Origin of the sequence: Paraflavitalea pollutisoli, from assembly GCF_029360705.1 — a bacterium.
Taxonomy (GTDB): domain Bacteria; phylum Bacteroidota; class Bacteroidia; order Chitinophagales; family Chitinophagaceae; genus Paraflavitalea; species Paraflavitalea pollutisoli.
The window spans coordinates 1,508,234-1,526,957 of sequence record NZ_JARKMX010000008.1; the positions used below are offsets into that span (position 1 = coordinate 1,508,234).

Below are 18,724 nucleotides of genomic sequence, written 5' to 3' on the forward strand. Positions count from 1 at the left end.
ATGCAAGTAATGCTTATAAAAATCCCTCCTGCCGCAGCGGCAATACGATCACAAAAGTGGTACCCAGCCCCTCTTTGCTGCGTGCCGTAATAATCCCTTTGTGTTTCTCGACGATCTTACGGGTGATGGACAAGCCAATACCAGTACCCTCATATTGCTCCTGCGTATGCAAACGCTGAAAAAGCGTAAAGATCTTATCCAGGAATCGTTCATTGAACCCTATTCCATTATCGCGCACTTCGATGCGGCACCAGGACCCATTATCATCTTCCGGCGCCTCAAAGGAACGTTCGGCAATACGCTGTGCATGAATTTGCACTTCCGGTGGTACGCCCTCCCGCGAGAACTTCAAGGCATTGCTGATCAGGTTTTGAAACACCTGCCTGATTTGCCCGGGCATGCCATCCACCTGGTACAAATGTCCCACACGCACCACAGCTTGCTTATCGGCGATCACCACCTCGAGGTCCGACAGGATCTCGCGGATGGTATGATTGAGATCGATGGGCTCAAACTTACCGTTTTGCGACAACTTCGAATAGTTGAGCAGGTCTTCGATCAGGCGCATCATCCGCTGTGATGATTTGATGATCCGGTTTACCAGGTCAGTAGCTTTCGATTCCGTATCGTGCAGGTAATTGTCCTTGATCATATTGCTAAAGATGAATATCTTCCGCGTGGGCTCCTTCAGGTCATGGCTAGCCACAAAAGCATACTGTTGCAACTCGGTATTGCTCTTCTCCAATTCATGGTTGGCGCGTTGCAACTCCTCGGTCCTTTCCTTCACCCGCAACTCCAGCACCTCGGTGGCCACCTTCCGTTCGTGCACCTCCATGATGTTGCCCACCCACAAGCTCAGGTCCTTCCCTTCGTTCATCATTGGCCTGGCCCGCAATTGCTGCCAGCGATATTGACCGTCATACCGGCGCATCAGCAATTCGATAGAAAACTCTTTCTTATCCTCCAGTGCGTTGTGCCAGGCTTGTTGGTAAGCATCTATATAGTCCGGATGGATACATACTTCCAATCCCTTATCCAACACATCTTCGGCAGAAATACCGGTATACTCCGGAAACTGCAGGTTGGCAAACTCCATCACCCCGTCCGGGTTCGCCGTCCACACGATCATCGGGATCGAATCTGCCAGGAACTCCTTCTCTTCCAGGTTTACCAGCGCATTCTTCTCAGCTTCCCGCAGACTGGTGATATCCATCATGCTGCCCAGCATCCGGTAAGGAGTATGGTATTCGTCCTGCAACAGGTTGCCGCGGTCGAGAATATAGGCATAGGTACCGTTTCCTTTCAGGAAGCGGTACTCTGTCGACCACTTGCTTTCTTTTTTATTGATGATCCGGTTGATGAGTTCATTGACCCGCGCACGGTCATCGGGATGCAGCTTTTGGATCCAGAAATTACGTTGGGGTGGCACTTCTGCTTTCTTGTAGTCGAACAACTCATAAAACGTATCGCTGTACCACACAGAATTGTTGGTCAGGTTCCAGTCCCAGATCGCGTCATTGGTCGCCTGCGAGATCAGGCGGAAACGCTCCTCACTGCCCGATAGCTCGCGGGTACGATCCATCACCTTTTCCTCCAGCTCGCGGTTCAGTTGCTTCAGGGTATCCTTGGCGATCACCAGCTCACTATAGCTCTTCCGTAGGCGCTGCTCGGCATCTTTCTTTTCTGTAATATCGGAATAGGTAATGATGAGGCCATCCATCATCTTCACGGCGATCATTTCATAGATCACCGGCGAATCACCGGTAGTGATCACACACTCGTCGTGGTACACTTTGTTTTCTTCCACCACCTTCACCAGTTTCGGGAAAAAACCATTGCTGCATAGGTGTTGGAAATCATATTTCAACGAGAGCCCTACAGCCGACTCGCCGCTAAGCCCAAGTAGCTTATCTGCGGCCTGGTTAGCCGTAATGACATGAAAATCTGCGATGCCACTCGACGCACTCCGTTGTGCTTTGAAAGCAATGATCGCATTAAGCGTGGAATTGAAAATACCCGTAATGATATTATCCAGGTTCTTGATCATGGAAATATCGATGAACGAGATCACCGCGCCATCCGTTTTCTTATCAGAGCGGATATAGGGAAACACCCGCATCAGGGCACTCGTGTGGTTGTATAGCTTGACTTCCCTTTCTACCAGCTTCTTTGACTTCAGTACCTGTTTAATGTCGGCCGTCAGCGTACTATGCTCGATATTATTGGAAATATGATCGATGGGGCGCCCTACATCAGAATCGATCAGATTGATGAGTTTGACAGCTGCGGGATTGAACTTGCGGATGCGCATGTCGGCATCGACAAATACCTGTCCGATATCGGTACTGCCAAAATAGTTATTAAGGTCATCATTTAGCTCGATCAGCTCTTTGATCTTCAGCTGGTGCTCGGTGTTGAGCGTATGTAATTCTTCGTTGAGTGATTGCAACTCTTCGTTCGAACTTTGCAGTTCTTCGTTGGCACTCAGCAGTTCCTCATTGGAGCTTTGCAATTCCTCATTGGCAGTCTCCAGGCCCTCTACCGCAATCTGCAGATTGAGCCGGCTTTCCTGTAACTCATCCTCCAGCTCCATGATCAATGACTGGCTATCGGCCGGCAATTGCCCCCTGATCACTTCCGCATCTTCGCCGACGGTATCGGCCGTTTCCCACAATACCACCAATGTACTCAGACTTTTCTCCGGAAGGTAAGGATTGACAATACCGTTCACCAAACAATGATCGCCCTCCCGCTTAACCCGGATCGCACGAAGATGTACTTTTTTCTTCTCCTTCCAGGCCTTCCGAATGGCCGTATTGACCGCCACCGACAATTCGGGCAACAGCATCTTCAGCAGGTTGAAGTTAAGCCGGTGCTCGGGCAACGACAGGTATCGGGTGAAATCGCCTATCGCATCTTTCACTTCGTAACGGTTATCGATATACAAAGCAGCATACCGTTGCTCTTCAGCCATCAAATCCTTAAAAGCTTCCAACAATACATATTCATCCTGCTTCTTTTGACTACGATAGATAGGGTATTCCACCCTACCCTGGGAAGGACGGTAACTTTTGGCAGGCTGGTAAGAGGGTTCAATATAACTCCTTCGTTTCAGGTTGATCTTCCGGAAAATCTTCCACTTGCCTTCTGCCTCTACATAGTTTTCCTTGAGTACGGAAAGATGTTCACTGGAACCCAGGAACAAATAACCACCTACCCGCAGGGCGAAATCAAGCGTATCCAATACCTTTTGCTGCAGGCTGCTATCCATATAGATCAGCAGGTTGCGACAACTCACCAAATCGTTGTGAATGAACGGCGGATCTTTCAGCACATTGTGCCGGGCAAACACCACCATCTTACGTACACGCGGTAACACCACATACTTCTTCCCCTCCCGCACGAAATATTCATCGAGGATATCCTGATCGATATCCTTTTCAATCGACAAAGGATACGTTCCTTTGGCCGCATATTCGATCGCCGCCTCGTCGAGGTCGGTCGCAAAGATCTTGATGTCTAATTGGAGGTCCTGCTGGCGCACGTACCGATCAAACAGGATCGCCAGTGAGTAAGCTTCCTCACCAGTACTACAGGCATTGACCCATACCTTGAGCAGCTCACCAGGCTGCTTCGTCTTACCCAAAGCAGGCAACACCTGGTTCTTAATGACCTCATAAGCATTTTTATCGCGGAAGAAACGGGTAACCCCAATCAGAAAACTCTTGAACAACGTATTCGATTCTTCCTGATGCTGATGCAGGTAGTGAATGTATTCGTCGATCGACTTCAACGACAGGTGACTGATCCGTTTCTCTACACGCCGTAATATAGTAGCGGGCTTGTAAGCCTGAAAGTCGTTGCCCGTATGCTGCTTCACCAGCAACGTAATCGCCGCCAACTGCTGTTCCTGACTGGCAGTGGGAACAATGTCCGGCTCTTCCTCATCCTCCACGGGCGTAAAATGCCTGGTCGTATACTTCACGATCTCCTGCGGCATGGCAGCCGGAGACAACACATGATCGACATTACCACCATGGATGGCGCTATTGGGCATTCCGTCAAACCGGGCGGTATCCGGTGCCTGCACCAGTACAAAACCGCCGGCCTGTTTGATCGCCTCAATACCCTTGGTACCATCCGAACCCGTACCTGACAGGATCACGGCAATCGCATGATTGCCTTTATCCCGCGCCAGCGAATACAGGAAGGAGTCCACCGCCGTGTTGGGTAGCTTATCCAGGGCTTTCTGCACCAGTTGCACCTTACCCTGGCTGATGGTCATTACCTTGTTGTTGGGGATCACATAAACGTTACCACTTTGCAATACCACATTGTGCTCAGCCTCCAGCACATTCATGCTGGTATGCTTCGACACCAGCTCCACGAGCAGGCTCTTATAATCGGGTGACAGGTGCTGGATGAGAACAAACGCATAACTGCCCCCTTCGGGCATATTATCAAAGAATTCATGGATCGCTTCCAGCCCGCCGGCAGAGGCACCGACTGCAATCACATAATCCGGTTTATCCAATATTTCCGTCCCATTATCAGGGCGTTGTATGGTTGGCTGTTTTTTCATTGACCAGTTTAAAAAGAATGCTTCCTGAGCTTATATTCCAATAAAAAATTCCTGAACGATTCCGCCACCTCGAGCTCATACGACTTCCATGCCACAGCCGTACGCTTCACCGTTTGCTGCCAGCTGGCAAAAGAACTGCGCGGATGATAGTGGATATTGTCCTTATCGAACGTGAGAGCCGTCGATGGATCTCCACCCCAATCGATGGATTGCAATACCTCGGGCCTGAACGCAATAATATATTCACGCTTTTCCGGATTGAGCGGCAACGAAAGGACACCACTGGCCACACTGGCATAGCCAGCCGCCTCATCATACACCGAAGCCAGCGAATCATGTTGATACAGCTGCGCAAAATTGTTGCTATAAAGCCATAATACCAACTCCTTGATATCATTTTTTGATGGCGTTTTCCCAATGGTATCGATACGCTTTTCCGACAGGATCACGGCACCTTCGGCACCCAGCACATTGAGCACCGTTACAGGATACGTGGTCAATGCCTCCACCAGGTCATCTGCCTGGTACACTTGCTCAACCAGTTTGGCATGCACCTCCTGCAAACGCGTGAGTGCAGCAAATCGTTCCTTGTTGTGGAGACTGGTAATGCGCGCAGAAAGAATATTCGACAGAAACTCCAACACGGCGCAGGTCTCGAACGACAACTGCCGGGGTGTACGGTGATGACAGCTGAACAATCCCCACAGGAGATCATCCTTTATAATGCGGATCGACATCGACGCCATGATCTTCATATTACGCATATACTCCACATGCACCCCGGCCACCATACGCAGGTCACAATCCGACAGGTCAACAAAGTTTTGCGACACGGGATTGATCACCGGGTACAAACCAACAGGTTCCCCTTCCCGGTCGGGGATCATGCGATACGGATTGCGCAGGTACAGGTTGCGTACTTGCTGCGGGATATCGGATGCCGGAAAAGTGAGCCCCAAATAAGCATCCATCCCCTCTTCCAGCACTTCAGCGATCACCGTACCATTCCAATCGGCGTCAAAACGGTAGATCAATACTTTATCGAAACCCGAAACCCGCTTGATCTCTTCTGCAGCAATGGCAGCTACCCCGGCAATATCACCAGCCTGATCCATGGCTGCCATCGCATGCCGCAGATCGAGGTAAATGTCGGTGAAAGCGGCCGACCGATCGGAGGCGGCAGACAATTCAAGCTCGATCAGCAGGGCATCTTCCTTCCGGTGAATGATGGCCAAAAAATCCCGGGCCACCCCACCCCACTCCAGGGTCAGCGTATAGGGTAGCTTAGCAGTCGAAGCATCCTCAAACTTTTTTTTCACATCTGCCAGTTGAACCGGCGAGAAATAATCGGTCAACGGTGTATCCACCAATTCAGCGGGCGATTTTTGTAGAAGCTTTTCCACATTCTCACTCACCTGTTGAATCAAAAAGTCGGTAAACCCGACGATCAGCAACACACCATGCGCCTGGATAAGGTTGATCTTGTGCAGCGGCAGGCTGCCGCAAAAAGCAGAATCATAATTCTTTTTACTCATTTCGTATGGGTTATGGAATGGCCCTGCAGCCATTCATAAAAGCTTTCAAATGTTTGGTTTGCACCCAATATAACCGCCTGTTGCTTTGCTTCGGAATCGGCAAACGACAACAGGTATTGCCGGAATTGCGCCCACTTGTTCATCGTCGCGTCCGCATAGCCCGTGAAGAATTGCAGCGCGCCGGTGGGCAGACCAGGCAGCCGGTCACGCACCATTTTCGCGATGATGGAACCACCCAGGGTCGACCCTTCAAAAACATACAAAGCGCCCAAAGCCTCGCCCACGCTGGAATAGACTGGCGTGTGCCTACACAGCGGCACCTCCTTCAGCAAAGGGTTGAGCACCTGCATATCCTGCCACAATAGCTCCGATTGACGGCGTTCTTCCCAATCGGTCACGATCTCGCGCACCAGTGGCAACACCTGTTGCTGTACCGGCTGATAGAAACCATAAAAAAGGGAAAGCAATGACAGATATTGTTCCTGCGTATGCATCGATTTGATGGCATATACCATCCATTTTTCCAGCTGCTGGTGGGCAGCTAAAGTGGTTGTTTTTAGCAGGTCCGTAATCAATACGGATGGGTGGGTCGTCGTCAAAGAAGTCGATTTTAGGGAGGTAGTATTTCACAAACAATGCCATTTTTCGGCATAGCTGCCGGACAGAAAAAATGGGTGTTCAATTTTCGGTTGCCACGCAACACGGACGCCAGTATTTTTGTGGCCTATTATTCGAGCTATGATGAACACATTGACACCGGATCTGATGTACGCCGCGCTGGTTAAAAAAGACAGCCAGTTTGAGGGCGTCTTTTTCGCAGCCGTGAAGACCACGGGCATATTTTGCCGGCCTACTTGTACGGCACGCAAACCCAAATTCGAGAATGTCGAGTTTTATGCGACCAGCAAAGAAGCCCTGCAGCATGGTTACCGCGCCTGCAAGGTTTGTTCACCACTCGAACAACAACACGAAGCGCCTGATTACATCAAACAATTGCTGGCCCTGATACAGGAAGCACCTGAACAGAAGATCACCGATTACCGGCTGCGGGAAATGGGTATAGAACCCTCCCAGGTGCGCCGCTGGTTCAAGAAACATCACCAGCTCACTTTTCAGGCTTTTCAACGGTTGCAACGCATTAACCATGCCTTTAGCATGATCCGCTATGGCGAAAAAGTAACGAGTGCCGCGTTTGAAAACGGATACGACTCCCTCAGTGGCTTCAATTATTCCTTTAAAAAAAATACCGGCTTTGTACCAGCCTCCAGCAAATCGGGCCAGGTGATTACCATCACCCGCATTACCACACCGCTGGGCCCCATGCTGGCCGGCACCACCGATCGGGGCATCTGCCTGCTGGAATTTACCGACCGCAAAATGCTGGAAACGGAACTGAAGCAACTCAACAAACTATTGAAAGCGCCGCTGCTGCCAGGCTCCCATGTCCACTTCGACCAATTGAACCGCGAAATACAGGAGTATTTCGAAGGCAAACGAAAGACCTTCACCGTGCCCCTCGATGCACCCGGCACCGATTTTCAACAGGCCGTCTGGAAGGAACTGACCACCATCCCCTTTGGCACTACGCGCTCCTACAAAGAACAGGCAGTACACCTGCACCAACCCTCGGCCATACGCGCTGTAGCCAATGCCAATGGACTCAACCGCATCTCCATTCTCATCCCCTCCCATCGCGTTATCGGCTCCGACGGACAACTGACAGGTTATGGCGGAGGCATCTGGCGCAAACAATGGTTGCTCGACCACGAACGGAAAAACGCCTGATGCAACAGTAAGTGTTCCGGAAGCAGCAGACAAACTGCTTGCGACTTCAGTAAGCGCGGCATCAAAAAAAACAGCGACTGTTCCGTACAGATGCCGCACAACAGATCTGCCCAAAATCATCCAAGCCTCCCCCACTTTTCTTGGAAACCAATCCGGTTTGATTATATTTGGTTCATCGACCACCGGCCATGCATACTACGGCCGGTAACCTGCTGTGGTCTTCCCCGTTCATAGACACCCCGACCGCAACACCGGTAGCAACCTGCTATATACACGCAGGACCGCACCTTACCATTGTATTCACAAACCATTCAAATAAACAGGCTATGTCAACTTACCGTACAGAGCATGACTTTCTCGGCGAAAAACAGTTGTCCAATGATTGTTATTATGGCGTACAAACCCTGCGGGCCAAAGAGAACTTCGACATTACTGGTATCCCCATCAGCAGCGAACCACTTTTTATCAAAGGATTTGGCTACATCAAAAAAGCAGCAGCGCTGACCAACAAAGAGCTGGGCGTACTCGATCCCAAAATAGCCGACGCCATCGTCTATGCCTGCGACCGGCTCATTGCCGGTGAATACGTCGACCAGTTTATCAGCGACCTAATACAGGGAGGTGCGGGCACTTCCACCAATATGAATGCCAATGAAGTGATCGCCAATGTGGGGCTCGAATACCTGGGCCACGCCAAAGGCGAATACGATCACCTGCATCCCAACAACCACGTAAACCTGTCGCAAAGCACCAACGACGCCTACCCGTCTGCGTTTCGGCTGGCCCTGTACCTGAAAATGGATGCCTTCGCCGACGCACTCGAGCAATTACAAAAAGCCTTTCATGACAAGGGAAAAGAGTTTGCCGATGTTTTAAAGATGGGACGTACCCAGCTACAGGATGCGGTGCCCATGACACTGGGCCAGGAATTCAATGCCTTTGCCACCACCATCGGAGAAGATGTACAAAAACTACGTGAGGCCGAACAACTCATCACAGAAGTCAATATGGGCGCCACCGCCATCGGCACGGGCGTCAATGCCCCCGAAGGCTATGCAGAATTGTGTGTAAAGCACCTCGGCGCCGTCAGCGGCATTCCCGTCACCCTCGCCGAAGACCTCATCGAAGCCACCTATGATACCGGCGCGTTTATACAACTCAGTGGCGTATTAAAGAGATGTGCCATCAAACTCAGCAAAGTGTGCAATGACCTGCGGCTACTGAGCAGTGGCCCTCGTTGCGGGCTCGGAGAGATCAACCTGCCGGCCATGCAGCCTGGGTCCTCCATCATGCCCGGCAAAGTGAATCCCGTGATCCCCGAAGTGGTGAACCAAACCTGCTTCTACGTCATCGGCGCCGACCTCACCGTCACCATGGCAGCCGAAGCCGGCCAACTACAGCTCAACGTGATGGAGCCCGTCATCAGCTTTGCACTCTTCACTTCGCTCGAGTATATTACCAAGGCCTGCAACACCTTACGCGAAAAATGTGTGGTGGGCATTACCGCCAATGCCGAGTGGACCAAGCAACAGGTGATGCAAAGCATCGGCATTGTGACCCAGCTCAACCCCATCATCGGCTACGAAGAATCGGCCGCCATTGCGAAAGAAGCCCTGAAGACCGGAAAATCTGTACACGATATCGCAGTCAGGGAAAAGAAACTGATCACCCAGGAAAAATGGGACGAGATCTATTCGGTGGAGAACCTCATCAATCCCAAATTCATTACCCAATGATCACCATCATCCAACTGATCATCCTGCTCGCCATGATCCTCATTGGCTCCAGGATGAAAGGCATCGGATTGGGCGTGATGGGCATGATTGGATTGTTGATCTTCGTATTGGTATTTCACCTGCCACCGGCCGAACCACCGGTGGCAGTATTGCTGATCATCCTCGCGATCGTCACCACAGCCGCCACCTTGCAGGCAGCCGGTGGTCTGGACTATCTCGTCAGCATCGCAGAGCGCATCATCCGCAGCAATCCCTCCCGCATCGTTTTCATCGCCCCCTTCACGACCTATTTCCTGTGCCTGTTTGCGGGAACCTCCCACATCGTTTACTCCTTGCTGCCGATCATCGCCGAAGTATCGGCCAAGAAACGCATACGCCCGGAAAGGCCATTGACCATCTCGGTAATCGCCTCCCACCTTTCCCTCACCGGTAGCCCCATGAGTGCCGCCACGGCCACCATGGCCAGTGTATTGGCCACCTCATCGGCCTCGGTCGATATCATGAAGGTGTGTATCCCCTCCTGCCTGATCGGTATTCTGGCCGGCATACTCGTGGTACGCAAAAAAGGCAAAGAGTTGATGGATGATCCCGAATTTCTCGAGAAGATAAAAGACCCGGCCTTTGCGGCCAGCCTGGAGCAAAGCAGCGAACAGAAGACTACCATTAAGCCGGGCGCCAAACTGGCCGTAGGCATCTTTGGTGCCGCCATCCTGCTCATCATCTTACTCGGTGCCTTCCCCGCGTTGGTACCCAATGTAGGAACAGGGCACACTAATTTTAGTGTGAACACCGACGGTACACTCAACCTCACGACCCTCATTATCATCATTACCCTGTCGGCCGCTGCCCTCATCATGCTGCTGACGAAAACACCGCCGGCAGCCGTCACCAAAACCAGCCTGTTTACTTCTATGGCAACTGCTGTGGTGTCTGTGCTTGGCGTGGTATGGATGAGCGCCACCTTTATGGATGCCAATGAGCCATTGATCAAAAAAGCTTTTGGCGAGATCACCCAGGATGCGCCCTGGACCTTCGCATTCGCGCTCTTTCTCATGGGCGCCCTCACCTTCAGCCAGGCAGCCACTACCCGCACCATGATGCCCATGGGGGTCGCCCTGGGCATCAGCAACCCACACCTGCTGGCGATGTTCCCCGCGGTCAACGGCGACTTCCTGTTACCTGGTTATCCAACCCTTGTAGCAGCCATGGACTTCGACCGTACGGGAACTACCCGCATTGGCAAATTCGTGATCAACCACAGTTTCATCATACCCGGCCTCGTGGCCGTGACCGTTACGGTGGCCGTTGCCTTTTTACTGAGTAGTATACTGCTATAACCAGACCACATGAACCGATACCATCGAGTTGTACAATGTCTGCTCCTGTCCGCAGGTATGTTGCCGGCCAGTACAGGCCCAGGTCACTAAACAGTATAACCACAATGCACATTCCTGGTTGGGCTTGTTCACCACCTTCCGGCTGGGTGCCCATGGGCGACTGGTCGGTGATGGGCTCCTCCGGCGTAATGATTTTGTCAGCGACCCTGTCTTCTACTTCCTGCGGGCAGGCGACGGCTATTGGTTCAACAATGCAATGTCATTAACGCTGGCCTATGGTCAACTGTGAACTACCAGCCCCATGTCATACACCACGACTATACCCGTGAACACCGGGTCAACCTGCTCCCTTCTATTGACGAGTAGCAGCCCCCACAGGAAACTTTCTTCCCGCCAGTCGTTTCCAATACCTTCTTGTGCATAAAATTTTTGCACCGCCCAAAACACTCCAAAACAACCAATTACACCCACCGTAACGACCATTAAGAAGTTTTTAACCTACCCGAAATTTGGAAATCTGGGCCGGGAGAGTACCTTTGTTTGACAAATTTGTCAAACTTTATTGTTAATGGCAGTAAAAGACAGTCATACCGAACAACAGATCAAGGATGCCGCCCGCAAGCTTTTCTTCACTGAAGGAAGGTTTAAAGCGACTACCCAGGAAATTGCCGATGCCGCCGGTGTCAACCGTACACTGGTGAATTACTATTTCCGCTCGCGCGACTTGCTCTTCGACCAGATCCTCCAGGAAGCCCGCACTACGATGGACCTCCGCCTGGAAATGGCTATGAGCGCCGAAACCGACTTCAAGAAGAAGATCGAGCATTTCATCGACATCTTCATGGAGCAGTCCTTCACTTATCCGTACCTCGATATTTACATGGTAACGCGGATCAATGAAGACGTGGAAAGGCAGAACCAGATCATCACCGACCTCAAGAAAACAGAAAGGCTGAAGAACTTCCTGCGTGATATCGACACTGAAATCAAGAAAGGAACCATCGAGAAGATCGACCCCGTACAGTTCCTCATGAACCTGATGTCGTTGCTGTCGCACCCGGTCGTGATACAACCCCTGTTCAAAAAGCTGTTCAACTACTCCGACAAACAATACCGGCAAATGATGATCGCCCGCAAAGAGATCATTTTAAAAATGCTCTTTAAATAAGGGGCTTTTTTTTATCCCGAATTTGACAAATTTGTTAAACATGAAGATTAAATAGTTGTGTCAAGATGAAAGAAGAGATCGCACAGAAAGCCGCCGCCCTGTTTAACAAATTCAGCGTACGCAGCATCACGATGGACGAGATCGCCGGCAGCATGGGCATATCGAAAAAGACTTTGTACACCTGGTTCACCGACAAAAACGAGTTGGTGGAAACCGTATACGGCCAGCCCCTTACCCAGCTGGAAAAAGACATTACAGCGACACTGAAACCGGCTACCAATGCCATACACGAGATATTCCTTATTTGGCAATCGGTCAGGCAAACGATCGGCACCATGAATGAAACACTCCTGCACGACCTGCAGAAGTACCACCATGCCGCTTATGAACGCTATACCCATTTCAAAAGAGGCTTTCTCTACCAGCTGCTGCTAAACAATATCCGCCGGGGACAAACCGAACAGCTGTATCGCGCACAAGTGATACCAGAATTGATCGCGGGATTTCAGGTCTCGATCACCGGCATCAACACGCGCCGCGAGATCAACCAGGAACAGCAATGGCCGCAGGCCACCGTCAACGAACAGCTCATCCTGCACTACCTGCATGGCCTCGCCAGCAACAAGGGTATACGGATGATCGAAAAATACATGAAGGAATTTACCGGCACCAACCACTAAGTAAACACCAAACAGCAATTATAAACAGACCGATTATGGATGTGAAAAACAAGGGAATGATGAAACCGCGCTTACTGGGCCTCTTGCTCCTCGCAGGAGTGGGCAGCACCCAGGCGGTGGCACAGACCGCGGTACCGGACAGCATGGTCACCACCGTGCAGTCGGGACCTTTAACACTGAAGGACGCACTCAATTATGCGCTCAAAGCCAGCCAGGCGGCCCGTATAGCCCGCCTCGACGTAGAAAATGCCCAGTACCAGATCGACGAAGTAAAGTCAAGGGCCATGCCCCAGATCACCGGTAATGCGAGCCTTAACTACAACCCGATCCTGCAGCTCAGTGCACTACCCGGCGAACTGGCCGGCCAACCCGGTAAAACACTGATGGTGGCTTTCGGACAAAAATGGAGTTCTGGCGCAGGCATCTCCCTGTCACAAAACCTGTTCGACAAAGGCGTGTTTACCGGCCTCAAAGCCGCTAAATCGACCCAGGAGTATTACCGCATCAACGCACAGCTCACCGACGAGCAACTGATCGAGCAGGTAGCCACTACCTATTACGATGTCATGGTACAACGCCAGAAAGTAGGTGTGATCGACACCACCATTTACAATGCGGTAAAGATCCAGAACGTACTGAAAGGACAGTTTGAGAACGGACTGGCCAAACAAATCGACCTGGACCGCGTGGCGGTGAACATCTCCAACATGAGAGCACAGCGCCAGCAATTGCTGAACGCCATTACGCTGATGGAAAACCAGCTGAAATATGCCATGGGTCTGTCTATACAGACACCCATCACCATGCCGGAATTTGACTATACCAGTATACAAACCCAGGCCGTACCAGCCGGAGATGTACTCGATGCCACCAACCGCACCGAGATCAAATTGCTGAAACAGCAGGAAGTGCTGCTCAATTTCCAGAAGGAAGCGTACAAGGCAGAATACTTCCCTACCCTCTCCCTCAACGGTAACTATGCATACCAGGGCCTGGGCAACAAGCTTCCCTGGTTTCAGCCAGGTAGCGCAGGCGTCAACTGGTTTGATTATGCCTCTGCCGGCCTCAGCCTCCGGATACCCATCTTCAATGGCTTTGCGACCCGCTCACGCATCCGCCAGGCCGATGTAGACATCCGCAAGTTGCAGGAAAACATTTCGCAGACCTCCCTGGGCCTCAACCTCGCTTACGAGAATGCGAAAACGCAGATCAACAACAGCATCATCGTACTCAACACCCAGGCCGAGAATGTTGAACTTGCCCGGAAAGTGTACTTCAATACCCAGAACAACTACAACAACGGACTGGCTTCCCTGACCGATCTGCTCGATGCTGAGAACTCGATGACCGAAGCACAGAACAATCATTCGGGTGCCCTGCTCGCCTACCGCGTCGCAGAGATCCAGCTGATCAAGGCACAAGGCAACTTAAAAACTTTATTAAACTAAGAATACAACCAGGATGAAAAAGAGATCAATCGTACGTACCATCATCACACTCGTAGTGATCATCGCTGCGGTAGTAGCGATAGCGAAGGTGCTTACCAACAATAAAAAAGAGAATGCCGCCAAAACCGCGATCGTGGCAGAAAGTAATGGCGACGTGGCGGTGCGCGTGACCAAAGTGGAAAAGCAGGCGCTTGAACTAGACTTTGGTGTAAACGGCAATTTCATTCCCGGTCAGCAAATGGACTTCATGGCCGAAAACTCGGGCCGTGTAACACAAGTGCTCGTCGATGAAGGCAATGTGGTCAGCAAAGGACAAACCCTGGCCGTCATCAAGACCGACCAATTGAATGTTGACCTCGAGAGCGCCCAGGCCAATTACCGCAACGCCCTTAAGGATAAAGAAAGATATGAGAATGCCTTTAAAACCGGCGGCGTTACGCAACAACAACTGGACCAGGCCAACCTGGCCCTCTCCAATGCCGAAGCCCGCGTGTCGCAGGCAAAGATCAAAGTAGGTGATGCGTATATCCGCGCGTCCATCAATGGTGTCGTGAACAAACGGTACATCGAACCTGGTGCAGTGGTAGCCCCAGGCACCAAACTGTTTGAGATCGTGGATATCTCCCGCCTCAAGCTGCAGGTCAATGCCAATGAAGCCCAGGTCGCCAACCTGAAAGTCGGTGACAAAGTGAAGATCAATGTCAATGTATTTCCCGACAAGGATTATACCGGTACGGTGACCTTCATTGCCGCCAAATCGGATGCAGCCCTCAGTTTCCCCATCGAGATACTGCTCGCAGCCAATCCCGGCAACCAGGTGAAAGCAGGGATGTATGCCACGGCTATTTTCAACTTCCCGTCGCAGGCGCCTGCTATGCTGGTTCCCCGCTCTGCCTTTATCGGCAGCGTCAGCAGCAACCAGGTATTTGTAGTAAAGAACGATAGTTCGGCCACCTTGCGCAAGGTCATTGCCGGCCGCGTCATGGGCGACCAGGTAGAAGTATTACAAGGATTGCAGGAAGGTGAAACCGTGATTACCAGCGGACAGATCAACCTGTCGGAAGGCTCACCGATCACCATCGTGAAATAAGACAGGCACTATCCTCATTTTAAAAAAGATTCATGAAACTTGCAGAAATATCGATCAAACGGCCTACCCTGGTCATCGTACTGTTTACAGTATTGATCCTGGGCGGTTTGTTAAGTTATACCTCGCTCAACTATGAGCTGCTGCCCAAGTTCTCCCCTTCGGTAGTATCGATCACCACCGTGTATCCGGGTGCTTCGCCCAGCGAAGTAGAGAATACCGTTTCAAAAAAGATCGAAGACGCGGTATCCTCCATGGAGAACATCAAAAAACTGGAAACAAAATCATTCGAGAGCATCTCTATCATCACCATTACCCTCAACAGCGGTACCGATGTAGATTATTCACTCAACGACGCCCAGCGTAAAGTGAACGCCATCCTGAAAGACCTGCCCGACGATGTGGATCCCCCATCGCTCAACAAGTTCTCGCTCGATGACCTGCCCATCATGACCCTGTCGGCCACGGGCAAACTCGGCGAAGCAGCCTTCTTCGACCTGATGGACAAACGCATAGCTCCCGTATTGTCACGGGTACAAGGCGTGGCACAGGTAAACCTCATCGGTGGTCAGGAACGCGAGATCCAGGTCAACATCAATGCTACCCGCCTGCAAGGCTTTGGCCTTTCGCTGGGACAGGTGCAACAGGCGATCCTGACCTCCAACCTCGACTTCCCGACCGGTAGCGTACAAACCCGCGAGCAGGATATCCTGATCCGCCTCGCCGGTAAATACAAGACCGTCGACGAGTTGCGCAACCTTGTTGTGCTCAACAAGAATGGCGCCCAGGTGCGCCTGAAAGACATTGCCGATGTACAGGATGTACAGAAGGATGTAGAGAAACTGGCCCGGGTCAACCAGCAGGCATCGATCGCCCTGCAGGTCATCAAACAATCCGACGCCAATGCGGTAGCCGTGAGCAAACAAATTACAGCGGCCATCCAAAAACTACAGAAGGACTATTCCACCACCGGTTTGAAGATCGACATCGCCAACGACAGCTCGGTATACACTCTGCAATCGGCCGACGCGGTGATCCATGACCTCATTCTCGCCGTGGTACTCGTAGCATTCGTGATGTTGTTCTTCCTGCACAGCATCCGCAACGCCCTGATCGTGATGGTGGCCATCCCAGCTTCGCTGATCGCCACCTTCATCGGTATGTCGCTGCTGGGGTATTCGCTCAACCTGATGTCGCTGCTGGCCCTGTCGCTGGTGGTAGGTATCCTGGTGGATGACGCGATTGTGGTATTGGAAAACATCTACCGCCACATGGAAATGGGTAAGAACCGCGTACGCGCTGCCTACGATGCAACCAAAGAGATCGGCTTCACCGTAACCTCGATCACCCTGGTAATCGTGGTCGTATTCATTCCTATTGCCTTGAGTACGGGTCTGGCAGCGGATATCCTGAAGCAGTTTTGCGTAACGGTATCCATCGCTACCCTGCTGTCGTTGTTGTCCTCCTTCACGATTGTACCCTGGCTCTCATCCCGGTTCGGTAAGCTGGAGCATATCACCGGCAAAACCTTCTTCGGCAAGATCATCGTAGGCTTCGAAAAAGGACTCAACAAATTCACCAACTGGATCACCAATATCCTGAAATGGTGCCTGGCTCATAAGAAGACCACACTCGGCGTCATGCTGTTGTTGTTCTTCGGCTCTTTCTACCTGGTAGGCGCCGGCTTTATCGGGGCCGAATTCTTTGCCAAAACCGATCGCGGCGAATTCCTCGTACAGATCGAAATGCCCAAAGACGCCTCTATCGAGCAAACCAATGCCATGACGCGCAAGGCAGAAGAGTTTCTGCAAACGAAGAAAGAGGTCACCAAGACCATCACCACCATCGGTCAAAGCAGTGATGGTATGGGCGCATCTCAATCTACTGCCTACAAATCGGAGATCGACGTACAGCTCGTTCCCAAACAGGAACGCGCCGACGAAGCCAATATCTACGCGGTAAAGACCAAGCGTGAACTGGAAAAGATACTGGTTGGTGCCAAAGTAAAAACGGTACCGGTGAGCATCCTGGGTACTGCCGAACAGGCCCCCTTGGCGCTGGTGGTAACAGGTCCTGAGCTGGACAGCGTTATGACCTTTGCCAATGCCGCCATGGCCGAACTGAAAAAAGTACCCGGCGCTACAGAAATGCGTTTATCCGTAGAAGCCGGTAACCCCGAGATCAGCGTACAGGTAGACCGCGATAAGATGGCCGCTCTGGGCCTGTCACTCGGCACCGTGGGTAGCACCATGCAAACCGCCTTCAGCGGTAACACCGATGGCAAATTTCGCCAGGGAGAATACGAATATGATATCAATATCCGGTACGAGAACTTCAACCGGCAGAGCATACAGGACGTAGCCAACCTGATCTTCATCAACGACCAGGGTCAGCAGGTGCGTCTCTCGCAGTTTGCAACCGTGAAAGAAGGTTCGGGGCCCAGCCAGCTGGAACGCCGCGACAAGAGCACCTCGGTAACCATCCAGGCGCAAAGCGTAGGTCGTCCTTCCGGCACGGTAGCGGCCGAATGGCAAAAGCTGTTTGATCAATTACCCCGTCCCGTAGGCGTTGGGTATGTATGGAGCGGTGACATGGAAAACCAGAGCGAAGGTTTCGGTTCGATGGGTATCGCCCTGTTGGCGGCCATCGTACTCGTTTACCTCATCATGGTGGCGCTGTACAACAGCTTTGTATATCCGTTCGTGGTACTATTCTCGATACCGCTGGCGATCATCGGCGCATTCCTGGCCCTGGCACTCACCAACAATTCGCTCAACCTGTTCACCATCCTGGGTATGATCATGTTGATCGGTCTGGTAGCCAAGAACGCGATCATCCTCGTAGACTTTACCAACCAGCGTAAAGCAGAAGGCGCCAGCACCTACCAGGCGCTGATCGATGCCAACCATGCGCGTTTACGTCCCATCCTCATGACCACCATCGCAATGGTGATCGGGATGTTGCCGATTGCGATTGCCAAAGGTGCCGGTGCAGAATGGAAGAACGGCCTGGCCTGGGTAATCATCGGTGGCCTGATCAGTTCGCTGTTTCTCACCCTGGTAGTGGTACCGGTGATGTATGCCATCTTCGACAAGATCGTCAACCGCCTCAACCGCGGCAAGAAAAAACAGGACATCGCCGAACTCATGGTAGAGAACTACGAACACAAAGACGTACACGAAGGGGAATTCAACCCTTCACATATATAACTGTCAGCGCGGGTCTGCAGGCGCAGGCCCGCGTTTGATGATGATGGATCTGATCTTTAGAAAGGCGTATTTGTAGAGTGGCACTGAGAGCAGCTTTTACAACATGCACCAGCCTCAACAACCACGGATAAAACCGGCTGGTTTGTTGAGGCTTTTT

Annotated in this window: 12 protein-coding genes; 9 read left to right on the forward strand and 3 right to left on the reverse strand. The window is 51.6% G+C overall.

The window, feature by feature from the left end:
- Positions 1–13: 13 nt before the first annotated feature.
- From P2W70_RS19780 to P2W70_RS19790, 3 genes are read right to left on the reverse strand one after another with little or no spacing between them, the layout of a single operon-like run.
- Positions 14–4,582, reverse strand: a complete 4,569-nt coding sequence (locus tag P2W70_RS19780; RefSeq protein ID WP_276483244.1) for a chemotaxis protein CheB — start codon at positions 4,580–4,582, stop codon at positions 14–16.
- 8 nt (positions 4,583–4,590) lie between these two features.
- Positions 4,591–6,117, reverse strand: a complete 1,527-nt coding sequence (locus P2W70_RS19785; protein ID WP_276483245.1) for a GAF domain-containing protein — start codon at positions 6,115–6,117, stop codon at positions 4,591–4,593.
- A complete protein-coding gene (locus tag P2W70_RS19790; RefSeq protein ID WP_276483246.1) occupies positions 6,114–6,716 on the reverse strand; it encodes a biliverdin-producing heme oxygenase in 603 nt (200 codons plus the stop codon). Before P2W70_RS19790 ends, P2W70_RS19785 begins: the two co-directional genes overlap by 4 nt.
- A gap of 139 nt (positions 6,717–6,855) precedes the next feature.
- Here P2W70_RS19790 and P2W70_RS19795 point away from each other — a divergent pair, with 139 nt between their 5' ends.
- The 9 genes from P2W70_RS19795 to P2W70_RS19835 all read left to right on the forward strand — a co-directional run bounded on the left by P2W70_RS19795 (position 6,856) and on the right by P2W70_RS19835 (position 18,567).
- Entirely contained in the window at positions 6,856–7,902 is a 1,047-nt protein-coding gene (locus tag P2W70_RS19795) for a bifunctional transcriptional activator/DNA repair enzyme AdaA (protein WP_276483247.1), read from the forward strand.
- Between the two features lie 326 nt (positions 7,903–8,228).
- A complete protein-coding gene (aspA, locus tag P2W70_RS19800; RefSeq protein WP_276483248.1) occupies positions 8,229–9,638 on the forward strand; it encodes an aspartate ammonia-lyase in 1,410 nt (469 codons plus the stop codon).
- Positions 9,635–10,975 (forward strand): anaerobic C4-dicarboxylate transporter family protein, encoded by a 1,341-nt coding sequence (locus tag P2W70_RS19805; protein ID WP_276483249.1) that lies wholly within the window; start codon positions 9,635–9,637, stop codon positions 10,973–10,975. Before aspA ends, P2W70_RS19805 begins: the two co-directional genes overlap by 4 nt.
- A 28-nt stretch (positions 10,976–11,003) precedes the next feature.
- Entirely contained in the window at positions 11,004–11,264 is a 261-nt protein-coding gene (locus tag P2W70_RS19810) for a porin family protein (RefSeq protein WP_276483250.1), read from the forward strand.
- Between the two features lie 279 nt (positions 11,265–11,543).
- Positions 11,544–12,143, forward strand: a complete 600-nt coding sequence (locus P2W70_RS19815) for a TetR/AcrR family transcriptional regulator (protein ID WP_276483251.1) — start codon at positions 11,544–11,546, stop codon at positions 12,141–12,143.
- Between the two features lie 65 nt (positions 12,144–12,208).
- On the forward strand, positions 12,209–12,823 hold the full coding sequence (locus P2W70_RS19820; protein WP_276483252.1) for a TetR/AcrR family transcriptional regulator: 615 nt from the start codon (positions 12,209–12,211) through the stop codon (positions 12,821–12,823).
- Between the two features lie 35 nt (positions 12,824–12,858).
- Entirely contained in the window at positions 12,859–14,271 is a 1,413-nt protein-coding gene (locus P2W70_RS19825) for a TolC family protein (protein WP_276483253.1), read from the forward strand.
- 13 nt (positions 14,272–14,284) lie between these two features.
- Positions 14,285–15,361 carry an efflux RND transporter periplasmic adaptor subunit gene (locus P2W70_RS19830; protein ID WP_276483254.1) on the forward strand — a complete coding sequence of 359 codons (1,077 nt, stop codon included), beginning with the start codon at positions 14,285–14,287 and terminating at the stop codon, positions 15,359–15,361.
- 32 nt (positions 15,362–15,393) lie between these two features.
- The gene (locus P2W70_RS19835) at positions 15,394–18,567 is read left to right on the forward strand and encodes an efflux RND transporter permease subunit (RefSeq protein WP_276483255.1); all 3,174 of its coding nucleotides are present in this window, start codon (positions 15,394–15,396) and stop codon (positions 18,565–18,567) included.
- Positions 18,568–18,724: the final 157 nt, after the last annotated feature.